This is a genomic window from Enterococcus sp. DIV0174, from assembly GCF_050529065.1.
Lineage (GTDB): Bacteria > Bacillota > Bacilli > Lactobacillales > Enterococcaceae > Enterococcus_B > Enterococcus_B thailandicus.
The window spans coordinates 700,640-724,997 of record NZ_CP172881.1; the positions used below are offsets into that span (position 1 = coordinate 700,640).

Here is a 24,358-nt window from a genome sequence, read left to right on the forward strand (position 1 = left end):
AATGCTCTTGAGAAAAAACAAAGGAGGCATAAAATGTCGATTTTTAGAAAACTTGGTTGGTTTTTTAAACAAGAAAAAAAGCATTATTTCGTAGGCGTATTCTCGTTGATGATTGTTGCACTTGTCCAACTAGTTCCACCAAAAGTCATCGGACTAATCATTGATGAAATCGCAGATAAAAAAATTTCATTGTCGACGATTGCCTTTTGGATTGCCATCTTATTAGTGGCAGCCGTTCTTCAATATCTTTTTCGTTACATTTGGCGTATGAACATTTGGGGAAGTGCCGCACGACTTGAGAAAGAGTTGCGTCAACGTTTATTCAAGCACTTTACTAAAATGGATACCCTCTTTTATCAAAAATATCGAACGGGTGACTTGATGGCACACGCGACCAATGATTTAAATGCAATCCAAAATGTGGCTGGTGCAGGAATTTTGACTTTTGCAGATTCAGTAATCACTGGAGGTGCGACAATCATTGCGATGATTTTATTTGTTGATTGGCGACTGACGCTGATTGCACTGATTCCGTTACCGTTGTTAGCTGTAACGTCGCGTGTATTGGGTACCAAGCTTCATGATGGATTTCGTGAAGCACAAGAAGCCTTTTCATCGATTAATGATAAAACACAAGAAAGTATCACGGGGATCAAAGTAATCAAAACGTTTGGTCAAGAACAAGAAGATTTGGTGGATTTTGAAACAAAGATTGCAGAGGCAATTGAAAAAAATAAACGAGTGAATTTTTTAGATGCCTTGTTTGATCCATTTATTACACTGATTATTGGTATTTCTTATGTTTTGACGATTATTCTTGGAGGAAAATATGTTTTAGAAGGAACGATTACAATTGGCCAATTGGTTTCTTTCATTAGTTATATTGGGATGCTGGTGTGGCCAATGTTTGCGATTGGACGTTTATTCAATGTGTTGGAAAGAGGAAATGCTTCTTACGATCGTGTAAACGAGCTACTACATGAGAAAACGCATATTGTTGAGCAAATAGGCGCCATTCAAACACCAGCCAAAGGTGAGTTGACTGTTGCAATTGATTCATTCAGTTATCCTGAAGAACAAGGACCTGCATTAGAAAAAATTGATTTTACAGTTCATGAAGGGGACACTTTGGGGATTGTAGGAAAAACAGGTGCTGGGAAAACAACGATTATTAAACTTTTGATGCGCGAGTACGACCAATATCAAGGAAAATTGATGATTGGTGGAAAGGATATCAAAGAGTACTCTTTGGATGCTTTATTGCAATCAATTGGCTATGTTCCACAGGATCATTTCTTATTCTCCATGACGATTCGTGAAAATATTCGTTTTTCTAATCCAGCATTGCCAGAAGATGCAGTAGAAAAAGCTGCAACTATGGCATTTATTAATAATGAAATCAAAGAGTTACCAAAAGGGTATGACACATTGGTTGGTGAACGTGGCGTGTCCTTGTCAGGAGGACAGAAGCAACGAATTTCCATTGCACGAGCATTAATTCAAAATCCAGAGTTGTTGATTTTAGATGATGCGTTATCGGCTGTCGATGCTAAAACAGAAGAAGCGATTCTTCAAAATTTAAAGTCGAATCGTAAAGAAAAAACGACAATCATTGCTGCCCATCGCTTAAGCAGTGTGATGCATGCCAAAGAAATCTTAGTTATCGATCAAGGAAAGATTGTAGAACGTGGAACACACGAGGAGCTATTAACGTTAGGTGGCTGGTATCAACAAATGTGGGACAAGCAACAACTAGAAGCAAAAATTGAGGGAGGTGAGGCGTAATGGACGAAAATTATCAATCGGAATGGACCAAATCCATTCCTTTAAAAGAACAGAAACAGATTATCAAGCGATTGCTGGTTTTTGCCAAACCATTTAAGCAAACATTCATTGTGGCTATCTTATTTGCGTTAGGTTTATCTGTTATTAATGTCATTTTGCCAAGGATCATCCAGTCGTTTATGGATAACCATTTAGCAAATCAATCAGCGACAACCCAAGTCATCTTGTTTTTTGCGGGGTTGTATTTATTCGGAGTTATTGTCAAAAGTATTATCTGGTTTTTCCAGTGGTATTTATATTCAATGGCTTCATTAAAGACCTTCCAGCATATTCGGGTAAAACTATTTGAAAAGCTTCATACATTAGGTATGCGCTATTTTGACCAGACACCAGCAGGTTCAATCGTGTCGCGTGTCACGAATGATACAGAAACATTATTTGAATTCTGGTATGTATTCTTGATGGTTCTGACGGGAATCTTTGCAGTGATTTCTTCATTAGTTGCAATGATTCAGATCAATGTGAAAATTACACTTTGGACATTAATCTTTTTACCAATTTTAGGTGTAGTTATTTGGTATTATCAAAAATTCAGTTCTCGGATTTATCGGAACATGCGTGAAAAACTGAGTCAGTTGAATACCAAGTTAAATGAATCAATTTCTGGAATGAAAATCATTCAGCAATTTCGGCAAGAAGCTCGTTTGGCCAATGAGTTTGAAGAAGTAAATGATGATTATTTGGCGACTCGCTATGCGATGATCAAAACGAATTCAATTTTGTTGAGTCCAATCATCAATTTTTTATATGCGTTAGCGATTGCGCTTGTCTTAACTTTATTTGGGATCGATGCCCTACACTCTCCAGTGGAAGTGGGATTGATTTATGCGTTTACGACATATGTTCAAGGTTTCTTTAATCCAATGTCACAAATGATGGACTTTTTAAGTGTCTTTACCGATGGAATCGTTGCTGGAAGTCGAATCTTAAAAATTATGGATACGACAGAATATGCGCCACAACAAGAGGAACATGCCAGCGGTGAAATTATCAATGGCAAAATCGAATTTAGAAATGTTAGTTTCTCTTATGATGGAAAAAACAATGTTTTAAATAATATTTCGTTTGTTGCAAATCCTGGTGAAACAGTGGCTTTAGTTGGACATACCGGTAGTGGGAAAAGCTCAATCATCAATGTTTTGATGCGCTTTTATGAATTTTATGAAGGTGAAATTTTGATTGATGATCGTGACATCCGATCTTATCCAATCAATGAACTTCGAGAAAAAATGGGGTTGGTTCTCCAAGACGCATTTTTATTCTACGGCGACATTGCTGGGAATATCCGAATGTTTAACGACAAGATCACAGATGAACAAATTCGCGAAGCGGCTGAGTTTGTCCAAGCGAATCGATTTATTGATGACTTGCCGCAAGGGTATCATTCGAAAGTGATTGAACGAGGCGCGAGTTACTCCAGCGGGCAACGCCAGTTGATTACTTTTGCACGGACGATTGTGACAGATCCTAAAATTCTTGTGTTGGATGAGGCGACAGCAAACATTGACACGGAAACAGAGGGTTTGATTCAAGAAGGTTTGGCTAAAATGAGGCAAGGACGAACAACAATCGCTATTGCTCACCGACTGTCGACCATTCGTGATGCAGAACTTATTTTAGTTTTAGATAAGGGAAAAATTGTTGAACGGGGAAATCATGAAGAACTGTTACAAATTGGCGGTTTATATGCAGATATGTATCAACTACAAAGCAGTTAACCAATAGTAAAAATAAAGCAAGCAATGAAGAAGGCCTAAACAGGTCCATTCATTACTTGCTTTTTTTATTGCAAAAAAGAAACATTTTTTGCGTAAAGGATCAATTGGGTAAAAAGGAATCCTTCACTTGAAAGTTTTCCCCGTGGTTCTCTTGCATGATCGCAGAGCTGATTGGACGTTTATCAACTTTTTGTCCAACAGCGATCAGATGGTTCAAGTTTTGTTGATAATTTTCAGCAAAGACACAGCCATAAAGTACATCTAGCAAATAGCAGATTGACGTATTGATTGTAAAATTCCCAATTTTTGAATAGAGTCGTTCCCGAGTTGTCAAACGTAGGACAACGGTACTTAAAGTGGAAAGACTGCACTCGCCGATGCTGGTCAAAGCTAAAATTGGCACATTTTTTTCGCGTAAAATGTGCGCGGTTTTTAAAATCATCTGATTCTCACCAGTATAAGAAATCAGTAAAGCACATGTGTCTTCATCACAGTTATACGCTTCATAAGATGATTCACCAAATGTGGTAACAATATGAACATCCATTTTGATACGTTTCATTTTTAAAATGAAGTCTTGGGAGATTAATGTATTGGCATTGCTGGCAAAAATGACGATTTTTTTTGCTTTGAGTAGTAACTGTTTTGCTTGTTGTAAGTCATCATGATGAATCAATGAAAGCGTATCTTGAATCGTTGTTTGTTCCAAAGAAGCTAATTTGTTTGCGATTGTCATGATTCCTTCCTCACCTGTAAAAGGCAGATTGGCATCAACTTCTTGAAAGTTTCTTTCTAAATATTCAGCTTCAGCTAAAAAAGTATCACGTAATTCAAGCCAGCCATTGAATTCCAGTTTTTTTGCCACGCGAATCAAAGTTGAAGGATGAACGAAAGATTGATTCGCAATTTCTTGAATCGTCAGTTGCGCAACTTGTTGCGTGTTCTCAAAGAGGAAGTGAACAACTTGTGTTTCGGCAGGTGAAAAAGTAGTTTGTTTGATTTTTTCTCGTAAAAGCATCGAACGCCTCCTTTTTACATGAATTATATCTTTTTTGTGAATGGATTGTAAACGTTTTTAAATTATTCTATAGAGAAATCAGTAAAGTTTAAGAAATATTAAGCGCTAGACAAAGTGGTATTTACAAAATAAACCAAAAAAACCTCGATTTTTGTAAATGATTCTGCAAAATCAAGGAGGTGTCTTGAGAATTTCTTTTACAAAAATGATAATGAAGATGTAAACAAAATTGAAGGAGTGAGCACATGACAAAAGGAATCAAGATTGCGACGATTGGCGGCGGCAGTAGTTACACCCCTGAATTAATGGAAGGCTTTATCAAACGCTATGAAGAATTACCAATACGTGAAATTTGGTTGGTTGATGTTGAAGCGGGGAAAGAAAAACTAGAAATTGTTAGTAAAATGGCCCAACGGATGTGGGATGCAACCCCTTATGATGTGAAAATCTATGCGACACTTGACCGTGAAGAAGCGTTAAAAGATGCCGATTTTGTAACAACTCAATTTCGAGTGGGTCAACTAGATGCACGTGTGAAGGATGAACGAATTCCTGCTTATTATGGCATGATTGGTCAAGAAACAAATGGCGCTGGTGGGATGTTTAAAGCTTTTCGTACCGTTCCTGTGATTTTGTCTGTGGTTGAAGACATGAAACGTTTATGTCCGAATGCATGGCTCATCAATTTTGCGAATCCAAGTGGTATGGTAACGGAAGCAGTTGTTCGTTATGGAAAATGGGATCGGGTCATTGGCTTATGTAATGTGCCTGTTATGGCGATGATGACTGAACCAGAAATGCTGGGTGAAAAGAAAGAAGATTTGATTTATAAATTTGCAGGTTTAAATCATTTCCACTGGCATAAAGTTGCAGATAAAACGGGGAAAGACATCACAGACCGCCTGATTGACCGACTTTATGATGAAGATAATGGTTTGCCAAAAAACATTTTCGATATTCCATTTTTCAAAGAACAATTAAAACAAATGCAAATGGTTCCTTGTGGCTATCACCGTTATTATTATCGCGAAGAAGAAATGCTAGCTCATGCACTGGAAGAATATCGGACAATCGGTACTCGTGCCCAACAAGTGAAAGAAACAGAGGCAGAGTTATTTGAGCTTTACAAAGATCCAAAACTTGACCATAAACCTGAGCAGTTACAAAAACGCGGAGGCGCTTATTATTCAGATGCGGCTTGTGAAACGATTGCCTCAATTTATGGAAACAAAGAGACTCAAATTGTCGTTTCCACGAAAAATGAAGGTGCTGTTCCTGATCTGCCAGCAGATTGTGTCGTAGAAGTAACTGCTTATGTTGGTGCTCAAGGTGCGCGAAATGTTGCCTTTGGTTCATTAGCACCAGCTGAAAGAGGTTGGTTACAAGTAATGAAAAATATGGAATTGTTAACCATTGAAGCTGCCGTAACTGGCGACTATGGAACGGCATTGCAAGCATTTACAATCAATCCGTTGGTGCGTTCAGGAGAAACAGCGAAACGAATCATGGATGAACTGTTTATTGCACATCAAGAGTATTTACCACAATTTAGTGAAACAATTGAACGATTAAAACAAGAAGGCATTGAGGTACAAGATGAAGTAGCTCGTGAATTAGACGCAGTGAAAGTTTGAGGGGAATCGTCATGACGAAAAAAATCGTCTTTTTAGATGTAGATGGAACGCTAGTGAATTACGAAAATGATTTGCCTGTGTCAGCCATCAAAGCTATTCAAGAGACACGAAGAAAAGGAAATTTAGTTTTTACCGTAACGGGTCGCAGTAAAGCCGAGATGTATCAAGATATATTGGATATTGGCTTTGACGGGTATATTGGCGGTAATGGGAGCTACATTGAGTTTGAAGACAAAGTGCTAAAAGAAGCGACCTTGACCTTGGAAGACACAACTAAAATTGTTGATTGGTTAAAGCAAAAGGGCCTGGAATTTTATTTGGAAGCGAATAGCGGACTGTACGCTAGTGACTTTTTCGAAGACCGTGGTGAAAAGACGATTCAAGAGTATTCACAACGAAAAGGGAAAGGACAGGCGACTGTTCGAGAAGTTTTTCCAGAGATGCTCTTTGGCGCAGACCTATACCGAGAAGATGTGAATAAAATCAGTTTTATCTTGGATAGCTATGAAGACTATTTAGAGGCAGTAGCAACCTTCCCAGAATATAAGCTTGGTACTTGGGGCGGCGCTGGTGAAACAGCTTTGTTTGGTGATATTGCACTAAGTGGTATCAACAAAGCAGTAGCAGTAGATGAACTATTAACTCATTTGCATATTGCTATAGAGAATAGTTTCGCATTTGGTGATGCGAAAGTTGATATTCCGATGCTAGAGCATTGCGGCACTGGGATAGCGATGGGGAATGGTGGCCCAGAAATCAAAGAAATGGCTGATTACATTACGGAATCTGTTGATAATGATGGCATTTGGTTAGCATTCAAGCATTTTGAACTGATCTGAGAACAAGAAGACAAGATGATGAGTGGAATAGTTGAAAAGAAAAGGGGAAAGACAAATGGGTTTTAGAAAAGATTTTTTATGGGGTGGCGCAACAGCTGCCAATCAATGTGAGGGTGGCTACGATGAAGGTGGACGTGGCCTAGCTAATGTGGATGTGGTACCAATTGGTGAAGATCGTTTTCCAGTTATTACAGGTCAAAAATCAATGCTTGAATTTGACGAAGAACATTTTTATCCAGCAAAAGTAGCAATTGATATGTATCATCGTTATAAAGAAGATATTGCCTTATTTGCAGAAATGGGCTTTAAAACATATCGTTTATCAATTGCTTGGAGTCGGATTTTTCCAATGGGTGACGAAAAGGAGCCAAATGAAGAAGGACTAAAATTTTACGAAGATGTATTTAAAGAATGTCAAAAGCATGGTATAGAACCACTAGTGACAATCACTCACTTTGACTGCCCAATGCATTTGATTAAAGAATATGGTGCATGGCGTTCACGTGAAGTAGTTGGTTTCTATGAAAATCTATGCCGAGTTATTTTTAACCGTTATAAAGGGTTGGTTAAATATTGGCTAACTTTTAATGAAATCAATATGATTTTACATGCACCGTTTATGGGCGCAGGTCTTGTTTTTGAAGAAGGCGAAAATGTTGAACAAGTAAAATATCAAGCAGCACATCACGAATTAGTAGCAAGTGCAATTGCAACAAAAATTGCGCACGAAGTGGATCCAAATAACCAAGTAGGTTGTATGTTAGCCGCAGGTGCAAATTATCCATACACATGTAAGCCAGGGGATGTGTGGGCATCACGCCAAGCAGACCGCGAAAATTATTTCTTTATTGATGTTCAGTCACGTGGAGAATATCCTGCTTACGCATTAAAAGAAATGGCACGTGAAGGTATCGAATTAAAAATGGAACCTGGTGATTTGGACTTACTTAAAGAACATACGGTGGACTTTATTTCCTTCTCTTATTACTCTTCTCGTGTATCGACAACAGATCCTAAATTATTAGAACAAACTGCAGGAAATATTTTTGCTTCTGTTAAAAACCCTTATTTAGAAGCAAGCGAATGGGGTTGGCAAATTGATCCATTAGGGTTAAGAATTACAATGAATGATATCTATGATCGTTACCAAAAGCCACTTTTTATTGTTGAAAATGGCTTAGGTGCGGTAGATGAACCTGATGAAAATGGGTATGTTGTTGATGATTATCGCATTTCTTATTTAGCAGCTCATATCCAAGCAATGAAAGATGCTGTTGAGTTAGATGGAGTAGATTTATTGGGCTACACGACTTGGGGCTGTATCGATTTAGTATCAGCCGGAACAGGTGAAATGAAAAAACGCTATGGCTTTATCTATGTAGATCGAGATAACTATGGTGAAGGAACGTTAGCCCGTACGAAGAAAAAATCATTTGATTGGTATAAAAAAGTAATTGCCTCAAATGGTGAAGACTTAGCGAATGAATAATTAACTGAAAAGTCTATTGTTTTTGCGCCTTTTGTTCGAGTATAATGTACATATTCGAAAAGGTAAGCAGAACAATAGACTTTTTTTGATGTTGGCTGTAAAGTAAGCTTACTTGATTTTAAACGGAGGAATGTACATATGTATGATGTAATTGTCATTGGCGCAGGCCCTGCTGGAATGACAGCTGCCTTGTATGCTTCACGCTCAAATTTATCAGTTGTGATGATTGAGCAAGGCGCGCCTGGTGGTCAAATGAATAACACAGCAGAAATCGAAAATTATCCAGGATTTGAGTCAATTATGGGCCCTGATCTTGCGTATAAAATGTATGAAGGCGTCTCAAAATTTGGTACAGAAAATGCCTATGGGATCGTCCAAGATATCAGAGATCATGGTACGTACAAAGAAGTCATCTGTGAAGATAAAACGTATGAAGGAAAAACAGTCATCATTGCTACTGGCTGTGTCCACCGTAAACTTGGTGTTTCTGGTGAAGAAGAGTATGCAGGTCGCGGCGTTTCTTACTGTGCAGTGTGTGACGGTGCGTTTTTCCGTAATAAACGATTAGTTGTGATCGGTGGTGGAGATTCTGCAGTTGAAGAAGCGATTTACTTAACGCAATTTGCTTCTGAAGTTGTGATCGTTCATCGTCGTGATGAATTACGTGCACAAAAAATTATCCAAGAGCGTGCCTTTGCCAATGAAAAAATTTCATTTGTTTGGGACACAGTTGTTGATGAAATCATTGGAAATGAAATGGTGGTAACAGGTGTTAAAGCACATAATGTGAAAACAGGGAATGAAGTAGCTTTAGCAGCTGACGGTGTCTTTATCTATGTTGGTCTTGATCCACTAACAGATCCGTTCAAACAAACTGGCTTAACCAATGCCGCTGGTTGGATTCCAACTGATCAAGAAATGAAAACGAATATGCCAGGTGTTTTTGCTGTAGGGGATGTGCGTGAAAAAGATTTACGACAAATCACGACAGCAGTTGGTGATGGTGGGATTGCTGGGCAACAAGTGTTCAAGTATTTAGAAACTTTAGCAGAATCCACTACACAAGCATAAACTTATTATGTTAACAAAATAAAAAAGCTCAACCAAAAGTGTATCCTCATTTTTGGTTGGGCTTTGTTTTTATTTACCCATTGAAAATCCTAACTGATATCATTTTTTCTCGTTGTGACTTTCATCTAATCTTAGTGAATGCTATACTAAAACAGAATTCATATTTTAGAAAGAGGTGTTATTTTCATGTCTTGGGAACAAGTTTATGAACAATGGGCAAATGAAGTGAACCTAGAAGAAAATTTAAAACAGCAATTAACTGTATTGAGTCAGGATTCTAAACAATTAGAAGATGCTTTTTATGCGCCTTTAGGATTTGGTACAGCAGGAATGCGTGGTATTTTAGGCCCTGGTATTAATCGTATGAATATTTACACAGTCCGCCAAGCAACTGAAGGACTCGCTCGTTTTATGGATGCACAAGATCCTGAAACAAAACGTCGTGGTGTAGCAATCGCATATGACTCACGTCATCAATCACCGGAATTTGCGATGGAGGCTGCGAAGACCTTAGCCAAGCACGATATTCCATCTTTTGTTTTTGAAAGTTTACGACCAACACCAGAATTATCTTTTGCTGTTCGTCACTTGAATGCGTTTACTGGCATCATGATTACGGCTTCTCATAATCCTGCTGCTTATAATGGTTATAAAGTTTATGGCGAAGATGGTGGACAAATGCCACCAGCAGATGCCGATGCATTGACTAAATATGTACGTGAAGTTAGCAATCCGCTGAAAGTCGAAGTGATGTCAGATGAAGAAGTGAAACACAGTGGTCTGATTTCAATTATCGGCGAAGAAGTAGACAACGCCTATTTAGCAGAAATGAAGGCTGTAACGATTGACCACGAATTGATTGAAGAAATGGGTAAAGACTTAAAATTGGTTTATACACCTCTTCACGGAACCGGGAAAATGTTAGGCGAAAAAGCCTTAAAACAAGCTGGTTTTGAGCAATTTGTTTTGGTACCTGAACAAGCCATTCCAGATCCTGATTTTACAACGGTTAAATCTCCGAATCCGGAAGAACATTCTGCTTTTGAATATGCAATCCGTCTAGGTGAAAAAGAAGGCGCTGATTTGTTGATTGCAACAGATCCAGATGCCGATCGTCTTGGTGCTGCCGTTCGTTTACCTGATGGTTCGTACGAAGTATTAACAGGAAACCAACTTGGCGCAATCATGATTCAATACATCTTAGAAGCACATCAAGCAAGAAAGACGATGCCAGCGAATCCAGCGGTGTTGAAATCAATCGTATCAAGTGAATTACCAACTGCAATTGCAAAAAACTATGGTGCAACGATGTTCAATGTGCTAACTGGGTTCAAATTTATTGCTGAAAAAATCCAACAGTTTGAAGAAGACCATTCACATACATTTATGTTTGGCTTTGAAGAAAGCTATGGCTATTTAGTTAAACCATTTGTACGTGATAAAGACGCAATCCAAGCATTAGTTCTATTGGCAGAGGTTGCTGCTTTTTACAAGAAACAAGGAAAAACATTGTATGATGGGTTACAATCAATTTTTGAAACGTATGGTTACTATGCAGAAAAAACGATTTCTGTTACCATGAGTGGTCAAGAAGGATCAGCTAAAATCGCAGCGTTAATGGAGAAATTCCGTCAAGAAGCACCAACTGAATTTGCAGGTGCCAAAGTATTGCAGACAGAAGACTTCAAGAAATTAACAAGAACAGATGCAGCTGGAAATGTTGAAGCATTAACAACACCACCTTCTGATGTCTTGAAATATATGTTAGAAGAACAAGGTTGGGTAGCAATTCGACCTTCTGGTACAGAACCAAAGATCAAATTCTACATTGGAGTTAAAGGAAACTCGCAAGACGATGCTGAAGCAAAAATTGCAGCTTATGAAGCAAGCATCCAAGCAATTACAAAAGACTAAGGAATTTGAGACTGACGGAAAAAGTGGTAAACTTTAGAAGTCAGTCTTTTTGGATAGTTGGAGGTGAAGCCTTTGTCAGAGGTTCAAGGAACAAAAATTGAAAAGATCAGTCAGCTATTTAAAATGTTAAGCGATCCAACACGTTTAAAAATTTTATTGTATCTAAAAAATGGTGAACAAAATGTGACAGCTATCAGCCAAGCGGTGGAAATGGAACAATCAGCTGTTTCGCATCAGCTGCGATTACTCCGAGAAAATAAAATCGTTCGTTCTCGCCGTGAAGGAAAAGCAATCTTATATGTGCTGGATGACTCCCATGTTTTAGATATCTTAGAGCAGACTGTCAAGCATGTGGAGCATGACTAAGTCAGAAAACAAAAAGTATTTGAAACAGTAATCCAGTCTAAGAAATAAAAGCCAAATGATTTTGCTCGAAAAAAGGTGAGCCCAAACCGTTATCGGATGTGGGCTCACCTTTTTCGTTGGTGCGAATTAAAATAAGAATCAGGGAATCAATCGGAAGTTTCAGAAGACTCTGTTCCATAATAGCTGTGGTCTTCTAATTCAAGTGCATTTAAAATCAGAGAAGCAGTTTCTTCAATAGAAAGCGAGGCGACATTGATTACTACACAGCCCAGTTTTTGATAAAGATCATTTGCGAAGTCTAATTCTGCACGAATCTTTTCAATATCAGAATAAGCAGTATCTGGATTTAACCCATAAGAGCGCATGCGTTCCTTACGAATGCTGTTTAAAATATCGGGATCATTGGTTAGACCGACAATTTTTTTAGGATCTACTTCCCACAATTGCTTTGGAATATGTGCTTGTGGAATCAAAGGTAAATTTGCAACCTTTAAATTTTTGTTGGCTAAAAATAGACTCAAAGGTGTTTTGGAAGTACGAGAAACGCCAAGCAAAACAACATCTGCTTCTAAAAATCCTCGAGGGTCTTTACCATCATCATATTTCACTGCAAATTCCATTGCTTTGATGCGTTTGAAATAGTTTTCATTCAACAAATGAAGTGCGCCAGGTTGACGCGTTGGTTGAATCCCGGTTCGTCGTTCGATTTCGGCTACAGGTGGCGTCATGATATCAAAGCTGAACAATTCGTTTTCATCACAAAATGTTCGAGCTGTGTCGATCAATTCTTGATTGATCAAGGTGTGGAGAACGATGGCTTGTTCTGTCAAGGCATCATTTAATGCATTGAGTAAAGTTTCTTTGTCAGTGACAAATGTTCGACGAAATAAATTGAATTCGACACTTGGATACTGAGCCATTGTTGCTTGTGCTAATTTGGTTGCTGTTTCACCAGCAGAATCAGAGATGACAAAAAAAGTAACTAATTCAGTTGAATCTGAAGCCATAAGAAAAACCTCACTTGCTTTTTTTTTTGCTTTATTATACCATACTCTGGAATGCGTACTTCGTAATCGTTTTGATTTGGAGGAAGAGGAATGAAAAAGCAAACATTAATTGAACAATCTTTGGAAACACTCAAAAATAACGGATTTAAATACACGAAAAAAAGAGAAGCTTTGTTGACTTACTTGGTAAAGCGTAATCGCTATGTCTCTGCTAAAGAAGTCTTTGACTATATGAACGAAACATTCAAAGGTGTAAGTTACGATACGATTTACCGCAACTTGCATGATTTTGCTGAACTTGATTTATTGGAAGAAACCGACTTGAATGGGGAAATGAAATTCCGCTTTCATTGTTGTCAGGGCGAAATCGGTCACCATCATCATTTTATCTGCACTGTATGTGGGAAGACGAAAGAAATCCATATGTGCCCAATGAACTATTTTGAAGAACAACTTGGTGGGTGCACGATTGAAGGTCACCGATTTGAAATCTTTGGGCGTTGTGAAGATTGTCAATGATTCGATAAAATAAAATAACAACTAATAAATCAAAAAAAAAGAAAGAATCCCTTGACGGTCAAAAGAGCATTAGCTATAATGTTTAAAGGACAGTTTGTTTTTTGGGATAATTATTTCAATAGCACTACGGTTACTTTTTAAGCTCGGAGGGAGGGAATTAACATGTCAAAAACAGTCGTTCGCAAAAACGAATCACTTGACGATGCTCTTCGTCGCTTCAAACGTTCCGTGTCAAAAGCGGGTACTTTACAAGAATCTCGTAAACGTGAATTCTACGAAAAACCAAGCGTGAAACGTAAGAAAAAATCTGAAGCAGCTAGAAAACGCAAAAAATTCTAGTTCTTTGATGAATTGGAGCTGGTAGTGTGTCACTACTAAGTAGATTGAACGATGACATGAAAGCAGCGATGAAGGCAAAAGAGAAAGAAACTTTGCAAGTCATTCGTATGATTAAGTCATCAATACAAAACGAGCAAATCAAAGTAGGCCACGACTTGACGGAAGATGAAGAATTAACAGTGTTGTCTCGTGAGATGAAACAACGTCGTGATTCTTTACATGAGTTTGAGCAGGCAGGACGCGATGATTTAGCTGATAAAGTAAAAGGCGAAATTGTAATTGTCGAAAAGTATATGCCAGAACAACTTTCTGATGATGAAATTCGACAACTTGTTCAAGACGCTATTGCACAAACTGGTGCTTCATCTGTTAAAGAATTTGGCAAAGTAATGGGAGTTATCATGCCTAAAGTCAAAGGAAAAGCAGACGGAAATCAAGTAAATGCAATCGTAAAAGAACTATTACAAGCTTAATTTTGTAATCTGAACCGCAGACAGAAATGTTTGCGGTTTTTTTCTGTTGTTTGAGTTTGAAGAAAAAGGTGTGTCAACGCCCCGCTTTTTATTTGCTATATAGTTTTCTATGAGTGTGGTAAAATAGACAAGAAATGAAAGAGATAAAGGAGATGTCTATTTTTGACAGAAGAGTCCATTTCTTTAGAGATTAGATTAACAGCGGCTGACGATGCCAGCTTACTTTTTGGTGCGCACGATAAACACATCAAACTTATAGAAGATGCAACCGACACCGTTATCAATACGCGTGGTGAAACAATTCAACTAATTGGAACAAATGAACAAGTGAAATTGGCTAGTTCAGTTATCCGCACACTACAAGAACTGATCAAACGCGGAATCCATATCAGTACACCAGATGTGGTAGCGGCGATAAATATGGGGCGAAAAGGTACCTTAGATTACTTCATCGAGATGTATGAAGAAGAAATTGTGAAAGACAGAAATGGTAAACCTATCCGGGTAAAAAATAGTGGACAAAAGAAATACGTTGAGTCCGTCAAACATCATGACGTCGTTTTTGGTATTGGACCTGCTGGAACTGGAAAGACTTTCTTAGCGGTTGTGTTAGCAATTGCCGCATTAAAAAAAGGCGAAGTCCAAAAGATTATTTTGACTCGACCAGCTGTTGAAGCAGGGGAGAATCTGGGCTTTTTACCCGGGGATCTGAAAGAAAAAGTTGATCCTTATCTACGTCCTGTTTATGATGCACTTTACCAAATCTTCGGGTTGGAACATACGAACCGTTTAATGGAACGAGGCGTAATTGAAATTGCACCTTTGGCGTACATGCGTGGTCGAACATTGGATGACGCATTTGTTATTTTAGATGAGGCACAAAATACGACTGTGGCTCAAATGAAGATGTTTTTGACTCGTCTTGGTTACCAATCGAAAATGATCGTCAATGGAGACACTAGTCAAATTGACTTGCCGAGAGGGACAATGAGTGGCTTAGTTCATGCTGAACGTACGTTGAAGCAAATCAAAAAAATTGATTTTGTTAATTTCGAAGCCAGCGATGTTGTGCGACATCCAGTAGTTGCTGAAATTATTCAAGCGTACGAAAAAGCCGATCTTCATCAAGAATAAGCTTTGCTTAGGAGGATAAGCACATGTTGAATAAAACAATCCAGCAACTGCAAGCAAAATTAGGAAAAGCGTTTTTGCCCTTGCTGTTAGCTGTGTTTTTTGTGATCGTTTGTGGAGTTACTTTTAGTAGTGTCAAACAAAAAGCAAACGATTTTAGAGAAGGACAAGTAGCTGAAGAAAGTATTCGTGCAACCAAAACGATTGAGAATACAGAAGAGACCGAGCAAAAGAGAAAATTGGCAGCCGAAGCAGTCACACCAGAGTACACCTATCAACAAGATTTAGCAGCTGATCAAAATGACCGAATCAAGCAATTGTTTGATTTGATTAACAAAACAAATGATACAATCGACAAGGCGTATGATGAGAAAGTCAAAAAGGCCAGTGACGATGCTAATATTCCTAAACCGACGATTGATGAAAGAATTGCAGCACTGAAGAAGAATTTTGAAACAGTGAACGTAGAAGATGTCGCGTTTTACCAAAAGTTACCTAGCAATTTTTATACACTCATTTTCGGTATGACAGAGGATGAATTGTCGACTGTTCGTGATGAAAGTCTGAAATTAATCGATGAACAAATGAGTAAGCAAGTAAGAGAAAGCGATGTTGACACATTTAAGCAAGAGGCACAGGATAAAATCCAATATCTCAATGTTACCTCTGCGCAACAACAAGTACTGAACTACTTGGTGGATCAAGGAATCGTAGTGAATGATGTTCTTAATGAGAAGAAGACCGAAGAACTGAAAGCTACTGCGCGGGAAGCTGTTCAGCCTGTAATGATTTTCCAAGGAGAAATCATTGTACGCGAAGGAAATCAAATTGATGCAGCCGCAATGAAAAAATTAGAATTATTGGGACTAACCAATCAAACAACTTCGATTTTTCCGCTAGTTGCAATGATTTTAGCTGTGTTGCTTCAAATTGTTGTTTTGACTTACAATTCATTGCAATTTCAAGATTCAGATAAACGGACGGAATATGTGTTGTTTTATGTAACAGCAATGTCTTTAAGTATTATCATGATGAAATTTTTCCAATTATTCCAAACGGAACAAGCAACTTATATCCCGTTGTTTTACCCAGCGGCGTTTACCCCATTGGTCTTAAATTTCTTCCTTAATCGAAGAGCCGGGATTATGGCAGCACTTTTCCAAGCGGTAACAGCGTTATTTATCTATTATGGTTCTATTGGGACAAATACCTTAACCGTGTTATTAGTTTCGTATCTGTTTTCTGGTTTGATGGGGACAATCGTTCGTCGTCAACGAATTTCTGAACAAGGATTACCAGCGGTTTTATGGGTAATTATCTTCCCAACGTTGATGAATATCATCTTGATTGTTTATCAAGGTATGAGCTTTAGTGATGGAACAACTTGGTTGACTTTAGTTTGTGGTGTAACAGGTGCACTGTTATCTTTCTTATTAACGATGGGCTTGCATCCTTACATTGAATTAATGGTGACAGATGATAGTGTGATTGTCTTAAATGAACTAAGTAACCCAAATCATCCACTATTGAAACAACTATTAGAAGAAGCGCCGGGAACGTATCATCATAGTATGATGGTAGCTAATCTAAGTGCAAATGCAGTAGCAGAAATTGGTGGTCGCTCGCTATTAACCCGAGTGGCTTGTTACTATCATGATATTGGTAAAATTAAACATGCTAGTTTTTTTGTTGAAAACCTACCGTCTGGTGCTGAAAATCCACATAATTTCCTGTTGCCAGAAGATAGTAAACAAATTATTTTTGGTCATGTGACTGATGGTGCTAAAATTTTAGAAGAATATGGTATGCCTGAAATGGTCATTGACATTTGTAACCAACATCACGGAACGACATTGATGCGGTATTTTTACGTGAAAGCAAAGGAACGTAACCCTGAAATAACAGAGGAGCAGTTCCGCTATCCGGGACCAAAACCACAAACAAGAGAAGCTGGGATTGTCAATATTGCCGATAGCTGTGAAGCAGCTGTACGTGCAATGGATCATCCAACTGGTGAAAAAATCGAACAATTTGTTCATAACTTGATTGCAGAACGCATTTCAGATGGTCAGCTAGACGAGACTGGTTTAACATTGAAAGAAATTCGCAAAGTTGAGAAATCATTGATTAGTGGATTAAGTAGTACGTTCCACTCGCGAATCAAGTATCCAAAAATGAAATCAGAAGCTGAAAAATTAAAAGAAGAGCAAGCACAAACACAAGAATAATCTAAAAAGTGAGTAAAGAAAGAAGCGATGACTAATGGATATTACATTCATGGATGAAACAAACAAAGTACCTGAGGAGAAGATGCAAGAAATCGACGAACTACTCCAGTTTGCAGCCGATTATTTAAAATTGCCTGAAGAAACTGAAATGTCAGTGACTTTCATGGATAATGATGCGATTCAAGTAATCAATCGTGATTATCGAGGAAAAGATGCACCAACTGACGTCATTAGTTTTGCTTTGGAAGAAGAAGGCGAAGACGAGATCCCAGTTATTTTTGAAGATGGAGAGAATCCAATGCCACGTGTTCTTGGCGACATTATGATTTCAATCGAACGCGCTGCAGAACAAGCAGAATCATATGGCCATTCATATGATCGCGAATTAGGTTTCTTAGCAGTACATGGTTTCTTACACATCAACGGGTATGACCACATGACCCCTGAAGACGAGAAAGAAATGTTTGGGTTACAGAAAGAGATTTTGGATGCTTATGGACTTAAAAGATAAACAGGTTGAGAAGAATAAACATTTTATGACTTCTGTGGAATTTGCCATTCAAGGAGTAAAAACGGTTTTTGATGAAGAACGCAACATGAAAACTCATGTTGTGTTCGGCATCTTTGCATTGATTGCTGGCGTTATTTTTCAGCTTAGTCAGAATGAATGGCTGTGGCTGTTTTTAGCTATTTTTTTAGTGTGGATCGTTGAAATTTTAAATACTGTTTTTGAAAATGTTGTCGATATGTTTACGGACTTTCATTTTCACCCGATCGGGAAAAAAATTAAAGACATGGCTGCGGGAGCGGTTTTATTGACGGCTTGTTTTGCGGTGATCGTAGGTTTGATTTTATTTGTTCCCAAAATTTATCAATTATTTTTTTAAAGAAGAAGGAGAAACAATATGCCAGAACATAAATCAGGATTTGTTGCCATTGTTGGACGCCCTAACGTTGGTAAGTCAACACTTTTGAATCGAATCGTTGGTCAAAAAATTGCCATCATGAGTGACAAAGCACAAACAACTAGAAATAAAATCCAAGGAGTCTACACGACACCAGAAGCACAATTGATTTTTATTGATACGCCAGGAATTCATAAACCCAAACATCGCTTAGGTGACTTCATGGTCGAAGCAGCTTACAGCGCACTGAAAGAAGTAGATGCTGTGTTGTTTATGATTAGTGCGGATCAAAAGCGTGGCCGTGGGGATGATTTTATTATTGAACGACTAAAAAATGTAACCTCACCTGTTTATCTAGTTATCAATAAAATTGATAAAATCCATCCAGATGAGTTGTTAAGTATTATCGAAGATTATTCTTCACAGATGCCATTTGCTCAAGTAGTGCCGATTTCTGCAACTGAAGGAAACAATGTGGATCGTTTGATGGAAACTTTAGTGGATGAAATGCCAGAGGGTCCGCAATATTTCCCAGAAGATCAAATAACAGATCATCCAGAATATTTTGTTGTTTCAGAATTGATTCGAGAAAAAGTACTGGTATTGACTCGTGACGAAGTTCCTCATTCCGTAGCAGTCGTTGTTGATTCGATGAAACGTAATGAAAATGATAAAATTCAAATCCAAGCAACGATCATTGTTGAACGTGATAGCCAAAAAGGAATCATCATTGGCAAAGGCGGAAAAATGTTGAAACAAATCGGAACAAAAGCGCGTAAAGATATTGAAAGTTTACTCGGTGATAAAGTTTTCTTGGAACTTTGGGTAAAAGTTCAAAAGGATTGGCGTGACAAAAAAGTCTATCTCCAAGACTTTGGTTACCGTAAAGACGAATACTAAAATCAGTAAAAAAGAACGGATCTGGACAGGTAGCAATACTTTTTCCAGATTTCTTTTTTTGAGGAGGGGAATCGATTGAGTCAATTGGTTGAATCAAAAGGCTTGATTATTTCTAGTCGCAACTATAAAGAAAAAGATAAATTGGTCAAGATTTTTACAGAATCAGCGGGGAAAATGATGTTTTATGTCAAAGGTATCCATCGACAAAACCAGCCATTAGCACCTGCTATTCGACCGTTTACTCAAGCTGTTTATATTGGCACCTTTAAAAGTGAGGGTCTATCTTTTATCACGAGTGTCAAAGATGTTCATGCCTATCGTAAAATTCAAGAAGATATTTTTTTGAGTGGCTATGGGACTTATTTGTTAAGTTTGGTTGATGCAGCAATTGAAGATCACCAATATGATCCGAATCTTTTTCATTTTACGCAACAAGCGTTGGAAAGAATGAATCAAGGAGACGATGCAGAAATCATCACCAATATTTTTGAGATCCAAATCCTACAACGATTTGGGATTGCACCGATTTGGACGCATTGCGCGGTTTGCGGTGAAACACAAGGAAAATTTGATTATTCTTCAAAATATGGCGGTGTGATTTGCGAACGTCATTGGTCCCTTGATCCAAGAAGGTATCACGCGGATCCTCGAGCTGTTTATTTTGCACGTATGTTTTCTGCTATTTCTTATGAGAGAATCAACGGAATCCATTTAAAAGAAGAAACGAAGCAAGCGATTCGTCAATTGATTGATCAGCTTTATGAAGAATATGTGGGGATTCATCTTAAAAGCAAAAAATTTATTGATCAAATGAAATCATGGGAGCATGTGCTCAAACCATTAGAGAAAAAAGGTGACGCCCCAGCGACTGAGCAAGAAGAAGTAGCTGAGGAACCCGAGTCACCCTTGTCAGCTGATCCTACAGATCATGAGTGAGCCGAGAAAAAAAGAAATTTAATTGGTCAATAAAAAAATTTGACAAAAGAGTAACGAAACGGCTATTATTAACCGTAGATAAAAATAGTACGTTGATCAAGAAGAGTAAAAAATACGTGGGTAAAAGCGAGTTCGGGAGAGTGTGAGCCGAATACAATCGATTTTTGAAGTGGCGCTTGGGAGTACGTGAAACGAAGCTGCCGAATGTTTATTCGGAAGTAGGGTGGAACCGCGAATTTATTCGTCCCTATGTCTGTAGTCAGACATAGGGACTTTTTGTATTTTTAGGAGGAAATCAAGATGCAATTTGACATGGAAATCCCGGCAACAGAGTTTAAAGAAAACCGAATCAAAATTCTTTCAAGTGTCGCATTAGCAGTCAGTGTTGTTGATGACCAAGAACAAGTGAAAGAAAGCTTTACCACCAGACCAGAAGAAACGATTTATTCAATTACTGCACAATTAGCTGAGACAGACGTTGTTCGTGTGAAGTTGATTCCAGGTTCAGTCGTCGCATTTTATCCAGTCGTGCAAGCTTTGTAAGAAATGAAAGGGGTACTATACTATGAGTGAAAAATTAAGCGTTCAAGACATGATTTTAACATTACAAAAATTTTGGGCATCAAATGGTTGTATGCTGATGCAAGCCTATGACACAGAAAAAGGTGCCGGAACAATGAGTCCTTACACATTTTTACGTGCCATTGGACCAGAACCTTGGAATGCAGCTTATGTGGAGCCTTCACGTCGTCCTGCAGATGGTCGTTACGGTGAAAATCCAAACCGTTTGTATCAACATCATCAATTTCAAGTCGTGATGAAGCCTTCACCAGAAAATATCCAAGAATTATATTTAGAAAGTTTACGTTTATTAGGAGTCGACCCACTGGAACACGATATTCGTTTCGTTGAAGATAACTGGGAAAATCCTTCAATGGGTTGTGCTGGTGTTGGTTGGGAAGTTTGGTTAGATGGAATGGAAATTACACAGTTTACGTACTTCCAACAAGTAGGTGGCTTACCATGCAAACCTGTGACTTCAGAAATCACTTACGGGTTAGAACGTTTAGCTTCTTATATCCAAGAAGTGGAAAGTGTTTATGATCTTGAATGGTCGGCAGGCGTGAAATATGGTGAGATTTTCAAACAACCTGAATATGAGCACTCAAAATATTCATTTGAAGTCAGTGACCAAGAATTATTGTTACAAAATTTTGATCGTTTTGAAAAAGAAGCGAATCGCTGCATTGATGAAAACCTTGTTCATCCAGCATATGATTACATCTTAAAATGTAGCCATACGTTTAATCTACTTGATGCACGTGGCGCTGTTTCAGTTACAGAACGTGCTGGCTATCTTTCTCGAATCCGAAATATGGCTCGCGCGGTAGCAAAAATCTTTGTTGCAGAGCGTGAAAAATTAGGATTCCCACTATTGAACAAGAACACAGCAAATCCAGAAACAGTTAAGGAGGCTGAATAAGATGGCAAAAGACTTATTATTAGAAATTGGACTAGAAGAAATGCCCGCTCATGTAGTAACACCAAGCATGAAGCAACTAGAAGAAAAAACAGCAAAATTTTTAGATGAACATCAATTGACTTATGATTCAATCGAAACATTTTCAACACCGCGTCGTTTAGCAATCAAAGTAGTAAATGTTCCTGAACGCCAAGCAGACAGTGAAGAAGAAATCAAGGGACCTGCAAAAAAAATTGCATTAGATGCTGATGGAAATTGGTCAAAAGCAGCCGAAGGATTTGTTCGTGGGCAAGGACTAACAACAGCTGATATTACTTTTAGAGAATTAAAAGATGTTGAATATGTTTATGTTACAAAATACATGCACGGAAAACCTGCAATTGAAGTTTTAGCTGGGTTGGCAGATGTAATTAAAAGTTTAACTTTCCCTGTAACAATGCACTGGGCAAATTTTGATTTTGAATATATTCGTCCAATTCATTGGATCGTTGCGTTGTTAGATGATGAAGTCATTCCATTTAGCGTATTAGATGTTGAAACAGGTCGTACTTCTCGTGGACATCGTTTCTTAGGCGAACCAATCACTTTTGACCATGCGAAAGAATATGAAGATAAATTGAATGAGCAGTTTGTGATTGCTTCACCACAAAAAAGAGAAGCAATGATTGTTAGCCAAGCACAAAAATTAGCAGAAAAAAATCATTGGGTAATTGACCTTGATCCAGAGTTGCTTGAAGAAGTAAATAACTTGGTAGAATATCCAACTGTTTTTGCTGGTGATTTTGAAGAAAAATATCTTTCTGTACCAGAAGAAGTCTTGGTAACTTCAATGAAAGAGCATCAACGTTACTTTGAAGTTCGAAATGACCAAGGAATGTTATTACCTCACTTTATTTCCGCTCGTAATGGAGATGCTGTCAAATTAGACAATGTTATTAAAGGAAATCAAAAAGTATTGACTGCACGTTTAGAAGATGCTGAATTTTTCTACAATGAAGACAAGAAAGTTTCAATCGCAGAAGACGTAGAAAAACTGAAATCAGTTACTTTCCATGAAAAAATCGGTAGCATTTATGAAAAAATGCAACGTGTTCAAATCGCTGCCCGCATTATTGGGGAAGAAGTTGGGTTATCTGAATCAGAATTAACAGATCTTCAACGAGCTGCCGAAATTTATAAATTTGATTTAGTGACGAATATGGTCGGTGAATTCCCTGAACTGCAAGGAATCATGGGTGAAAAATATGCGTTACTTGAAGGTGAAAAACCTGCAGTTGCGAAAGCGATTCGTGAACACTACATGCCAATTTCAAGCGAAGGTGAACTACCAGAATCAGTTATTGGTTCGGTTTTAGCAGTTGCAGACAAGTTAGATAGTATCTTTTCTTTCTTTGCTGTAGGAATGGTACCAAGTGGATCAAACGATCCATATGCTTTACGTCGCCAAGCTTATGGTGTGGTTCGTATCGTTGAATCAAAAGGATGGAGCTTCCCGTTAGCTAAATTGCAAGAAGTTATTGATGAAGAAATCAGTAAAGATCTAACACGTTTTGGAATTGACTTAGCCAGTGGTCAAGGCGAAGTTCTTTCATTTATCAAAGGACGTCTACGCCAATTATTAGTCACTAAAGAAATTCGTCACGATGTGATTGACGCAGTATTGAATGCGGAACAAAAAGATTTAACAAAAGTCTTTAGCGCAGCACAATTATTTAAAGAACATTTGAATGATGCAGATTTCAAACCATCTATGGAAGCTTTGACACGTGTCATCAACTTAGCGAAAAAAGCAGAAACAACAGAAGTTGGTGTAGTAGACCCCGCATTATTTGAAAATGAAGCAGAATCAGCATTGAATGAAGCTGTGAATGAGTTAAAAGCTAATTTTGCAACACAAACATTAGGTGAAAGCTATGAAAGCTTAGTCCAATTGCGCCCATTGATTGAAGAATATTTTGATCAAACAATGGTTATGGCGGAAGATCAAGCAGTACGTGCCAACCGCTTAACGCAATTGAAAGAAATTGCATTTATGGCGTTGTCTTTGGCAAGCTTGGATAAGATTATGACAAAATGAGGTTGTGGTACCAAGCGTTAAGCTTCAAGCAATAAGAATACTTTTCTAAAAATAGTTTTCCATATTTTAAGAAAAGAGGACTTATTGCCAAAGAAGCTGCTTGGGGAACACCGTGAATAAGGTTGTGGCGCCAAGCGCTCAGCTCCAAAAAAATAATGAGCAACTGACAAAAATAGCTTTTCATGTTTTTGGACAGTTATGAATTATTTTGAGGAGTTGCTTGGGGAACACCGTGAATAAGGTTGTGGCGCCAAGCGCTCAGCTCCAAAAAAATAATGAGCAACTGACAAAAATAGCTTTTCATGTTTTTGGACAGTTATGAATTATTTTGAGGAGTTGCTTGGGGAACACCGTGAATAAGGTTGTGGCACCAAACGTTCAGCTTCATTGAGATAGCGGGCCCATACTTTTTCAAAAAAATAAGTTTATTTAGAACTGAGACAATGAAATTTGTCTCAGTTTTTTT

22 protein-coding genes are annotated in these 24,358 nt (G+C 38.1%); 20 read left to right on the top strand and 2 right to left on the bottom strand.

What is annotated here, in order from left to right; all coding sequences use genetic code 11:
* Positions 1-33: 33 nt before the first annotated feature.
* A complete protein-coding gene (locus IGJ93_RS03530) occupies positions 34-1,785 on the top strand; it encodes an ABC transporter ATP-binding protein (protein WP_218658116.1) in 1,752 nt (583 codons plus the stop codon).
* Positions 1,785-3,563, top strand: coding sequence for an ABC transporter ATP-binding protein (locus tag IGJ93_RS03535; protein WP_067483851.1), 1,779 nt, complete (start codon positions 1,785-1,787; stop codon positions 3,561-3,563). The genes IGJ93_RS03530 and IGJ93_RS03535 overlap by 1 nt, the downstream gene beginning before the upstream one ends.
* 100 nt (positions 3,564-3,663) lie before the next feature.
* Here IGJ93_RS03535 and IGJ93_RS03540 read toward each other — a convergent pair whose 3' ends face one another.
* On the bottom strand, positions 3,664-4,581 hold the full coding sequence (locus IGJ93_RS03540) for a MurR/RpiR family transcriptional regulator (protein WP_067483853.1): 918 nt from the start codon (positions 4,579-4,581) through the stop codon (positions 3,664-3,666).
* Positions 4,582-4,826: 245 nt separating this feature from the next.
* Between IGJ93_RS03540 and IGJ93_RS03545 the strand changes: the two genes are divergently transcribed.
* The 6 genes from IGJ93_RS03545 to IGJ93_RS03570 all read left to right on the top strand — a co-directional run bounded on the left by IGJ93_RS03545 (position 4,827) and on the right by IGJ93_RS03570 (position 11,894).
* A complete protein-coding gene (locus tag IGJ93_RS03545) occupies positions 4,827-6,215 on the top strand; it encodes a 6-phospho-beta-glucosidase (RefSeq protein WP_067483855.1) in 1,389 nt (462 codons plus the stop codon).
* 11 nt (positions 6,216-6,226) lie between these two features.
* Positions 6,227-7,054 carry a Cof-type HAD-IIB family hydrolase gene (locus tag IGJ93_RS03550; protein WP_071868697.1) on the top strand — a complete coding sequence of 276 codons (828 nt, stop codon included), beginning with the start codon at positions 6,227-6,229 and terminating at the stop codon, positions 7,052-7,054.
* A gap of 55 nt (positions 7,055-7,109) precedes the next feature.
* On the top strand, positions 7,110-8,543 hold the full coding sequence (locus tag IGJ93_RS03555; protein ID WP_095803460.1) for a 6-phospho-beta-glucosidase: 1,434 nt from the start codon (positions 7,110-7,112) through the stop codon (positions 8,541-8,543).
* Positions 8,544-8,681: 138 nt separating this feature from the next.
* On the top strand, positions 8,682-9,614 hold the full coding sequence (gene trxB, locus IGJ93_RS03560) for a thioredoxin-disulfide reductase (protein WP_071868698.1): 933 nt from the start codon (positions 8,682-8,684) through the stop codon (positions 9,612-9,614).
* A gap of 186 nt (positions 9,615-9,800) precedes the next feature.
* The gene (locus IGJ93_RS03565) at positions 9,801-11,528 is read left to right on the top strand and encodes a phospho-sugar mutase (protein WP_095803461.1); all 1,728 of its coding nucleotides are present in this window, start codon (positions 9,801-9,803) and stop codon (positions 11,526-11,528) included.
* A gap of 123 nt (positions 11,529-11,651) precedes the next feature.
* On the top strand, positions 11,652-11,894 hold the full coding sequence (locus IGJ93_RS03570) for an ArsR/SmtB family transcription factor (protein WP_370629926.1): 243 nt from the start codon (positions 11,652-11,654) through the stop codon (positions 11,892-11,894).
* Between the two features lie 146 nt (positions 11,895-12,040).
* On the opposite strand, the gene IGJ93_RS03575 is transcribed toward IGJ93_RS03570, so the two are convergent.
* The gene (locus tag IGJ93_RS03575; RefSeq protein WP_067483867.1) at positions 12,041-12,901 is read right to left on the bottom strand and encodes a pyruvate, water dikinase regulatory protein; all 861 of its coding nucleotides are present in this window, start codon (positions 12,899-12,901) and stop codon (positions 12,041-12,043) included.
* Positions 12,902-12,991: 90 nt separating this feature from the next.
* Between IGJ93_RS03575 and IGJ93_RS03580 the strand changes: the two genes are divergently transcribed.
* From IGJ93_RS03580 to glyS, 12 genes are all read left to right on the top strand, one after another.
* Positions 12,992-13,420, top strand: a complete 429-nt coding sequence (locus tag IGJ93_RS03580; protein ID WP_067483869.1) for a Fur family transcriptional regulator — start codon at positions 12,992-12,994, stop codon at positions 13,418-13,420.
* A gap of 162 nt (positions 13,421-13,582) precedes the next feature.
* On the top strand, positions 13,583-13,759 hold the full coding sequence (rpsU, locus tag IGJ93_RS03585; RefSeq protein WP_002356740.1) for a 30S ribosomal protein S21: 177 nt from the start codon (positions 13,583-13,585) through the stop codon (positions 13,757-13,759).
* A gap of 26 nt (positions 13,760-13,785) precedes the next feature.
* Positions 13,786-14,232, top strand: coding sequence for a GatB/YqeY domain-containing protein (locus IGJ93_RS03590; protein ID WP_071868699.1), 447 nt, complete (start codon positions 13,786-13,788; stop codon positions 14,230-14,232).
* 162 nt (positions 14,233-14,394) lie between these two features.
* Positions 14,395-15,366, top strand: a complete 972-nt coding sequence (locus tag IGJ93_RS03595) for a PhoH family protein (RefSeq protein WP_067483873.1) — start codon at positions 14,395-14,397, stop codon at positions 15,364-15,366.
* A gap of 23 nt (positions 15,367-15,389) precedes the next feature.
* Positions 15,390-17,591, top strand: a complete 2,202-nt coding sequence (locus IGJ93_RS03600) for an HD family phosphohydrolase (RefSeq protein WP_067483875.1) — start codon at positions 15,390-15,392, stop codon at positions 17,589-17,591.
* Between the two features lie 34 nt (positions 17,592-17,625).
* A complete protein-coding gene (gene ybeY / locus IGJ93_RS03605; RefSeq protein WP_067483877.1) occupies positions 17,626-18,102 on the top strand; it encodes an rRNA maturation RNase YbeY in 477 nt (158 codons plus the stop codon).
* A complete protein-coding gene (locus tag IGJ93_RS03610; protein ID WP_172843720.1) occupies positions 18,086-18,478 on the top strand; it encodes a diacylglycerol kinase family protein in 393 nt (130 codons plus the stop codon). The genes ybeY and IGJ93_RS03610 overlap by 17 nt, the downstream gene beginning before the upstream one ends.
* Positions 18,479-18,496: 18 nt before the next feature.
* Positions 18,497-19,396, top strand: a complete 900-nt coding sequence (gene era / locus IGJ93_RS03615; protein ID WP_067483882.1) for a GTPase Era — start codon at positions 18,497-18,499, stop codon at positions 19,394-19,396.
* Between the two features lie 75 nt (positions 19,397-19,471).
* Entirely contained in the window at positions 19,472-20,332 is an 861-nt protein-coding gene (recO, locus tag IGJ93_RS03620) for a DNA repair protein RecO (RefSeq protein ID WP_067483884.1), read from the top strand.
* 300 nt (positions 20,333-20,632) lie between these two features.
* Positions 20,633-20,875, top strand: a complete 243-nt coding sequence (locus tag IGJ93_RS03625) for a hypothetical protein (RefSeq protein ID WP_067483886.1) — start codon at positions 20,633-20,635, stop codon at positions 20,873-20,875.
* A gap of 22 nt (positions 20,876-20,897) precedes the next feature.
* The gene (gene glyQ, locus IGJ93_RS03630) at positions 20,898-21,815 is read left to right on the top strand and encodes a glycine--tRNA ligase subunit alpha (protein WP_071868701.1); all 918 of its coding nucleotides are present in this window, start codon (positions 20,898-20,900) and stop codon (positions 21,813-21,815) included.
* Between the two features lies 1 nt (position 21,816).
* Complete coding sequence (gene glyS / locus IGJ93_RS03635; RefSeq protein WP_285701637.1) at positions 21,817-23,892, top strand: glycine--tRNA ligase subunit beta; 2,076 nt, start codon at positions 21,817-21,819, stop codon at positions 23,890-23,892.
* Positions 23,893-24,358 lie beyond the last annotated feature (466 nt).

Excerpts from the sequence above, each read along its gene's own strand:
- IGJ93_RS03530 (WP_218658116.1), top strand. The coding sequence starts at position 34 with ATGTCGATTTTTAGAAAACTTGGTTGGTTTTTTAAACAAGAAAAAAAG.
- IGJ93_RS03535 (WP_067483851.1), top strand. The coding sequence starts at position 1,785 with ATGGACGAAAATTATCAATCGGAATGGACCAAATCCATTCCTTTAAAA.
- IGJ93_RS03540 (WP_067483853.1), bottom strand. The coding sequence starts at position 4,581 with ATGCTTTTACGAGAAAAAATCAAACAAACTACTTTTTCACCTGCCGAA.
- IGJ93_RS03545 (WP_067483855.1), top strand. The coding sequence starts at position 4,827 with ATGACAAAAGGAATCAAGATTGCGACGATTGGCGGCGGCAGTAGTTAC.
- IGJ93_RS03550 (WP_071868697.1), top strand. The coding sequence starts at position 6,227 with ATGACGAAAAAAATCGTCTTTTTAGATGTAGATGGAACGCTAGTGAAT.
- IGJ93_RS03555 (WP_095803460.1), top strand. The coding sequence starts at position 7,110 with ATGGGTTTTAGAAAAGATTTTTTATGGGGTGGCGCAACAGCTGCCAAT.
- trxB (WP_071868698.1), top strand. The coding sequence starts at position 8,682 with ATGTATGATGTAATTGTCATTGGCGCAGGCCCTGCTGGAATGACAGCT.
- IGJ93_RS03565 (WP_095803461.1), top strand. The coding sequence starts at position 9,801 with ATGTCTTGGGAACAAGTTTATGAACAATGGGCAAATGAAGTGAACCTA.
- IGJ93_RS03570 (WP_370629926.1), top strand. The coding sequence starts at position 11,652 with ATGTTAAGCGATCCAACACGTTTAAAAATTTTATTGTATCTAAAAAAT.
- IGJ93_RS03575 (WP_067483867.1), bottom strand. The coding sequence starts at position 12,901 with ATGGCTTCAGATTCAACTGAATTAGTTACTTTTTTTGTCATCTCTGAT.
- IGJ93_RS03580 (WP_067483869.1), top strand. The coding sequence starts at position 12,992 with ATGAAAAAGCAAACATTAATTGAACAATCTTTGGAAACACTCAAAAAT.
- rpsU (WP_002356740.1), top strand. The coding sequence starts at position 13,583 with ATGTCAAAAACAGTCGTTCGCAAAAACGAATCACTTGACGATGCTCTT.
- IGJ93_RS03600 (WP_067483875.1), top strand. The coding sequence starts at position 15,390 with ATGTTGAATAAAACAATCCAGCAACTGCAAGCAAAATTAGGAAAAGCG.
- ybeY (WP_067483877.1), top strand. The coding sequence starts at position 17,626 with ATGGATATTACATTCATGGATGAAACAAACAAAGTACCTGAGGAGAAG.
- IGJ93_RS03610 (WP_172843720.1), top strand. The coding sequence starts at position 18,086 with ATGGACTTAAAAGATAAACAGGTTGAGAAGAATAAACATTTTATGACT.
- era (WP_067483882.1), top strand. The coding sequence starts at position 18,497 with ATGCCAGAACATAAATCAGGATTTGTTGCCATTGTTGGACGCCCTAAC.
- IGJ93_RS03625 (WP_067483886.1), top strand. The coding sequence starts at position 20,633 with ATGCAATTTGACATGGAAATCCCGGCAACAGAGTTTAAAGAAAACCGA.
- glyQ (WP_071868701.1), top strand. The coding sequence starts at position 20,898 with ATGAGTGAAAAATTAAGCGTTCAAGACATGATTTTAACATTACAAAAA.
- glyS (WP_285701637.1), top strand. The coding sequence starts at position 21,817 with ATGGCAAAAGACTTATTATTAGAAATTGGACTAGAAGAAATGCCCGCT.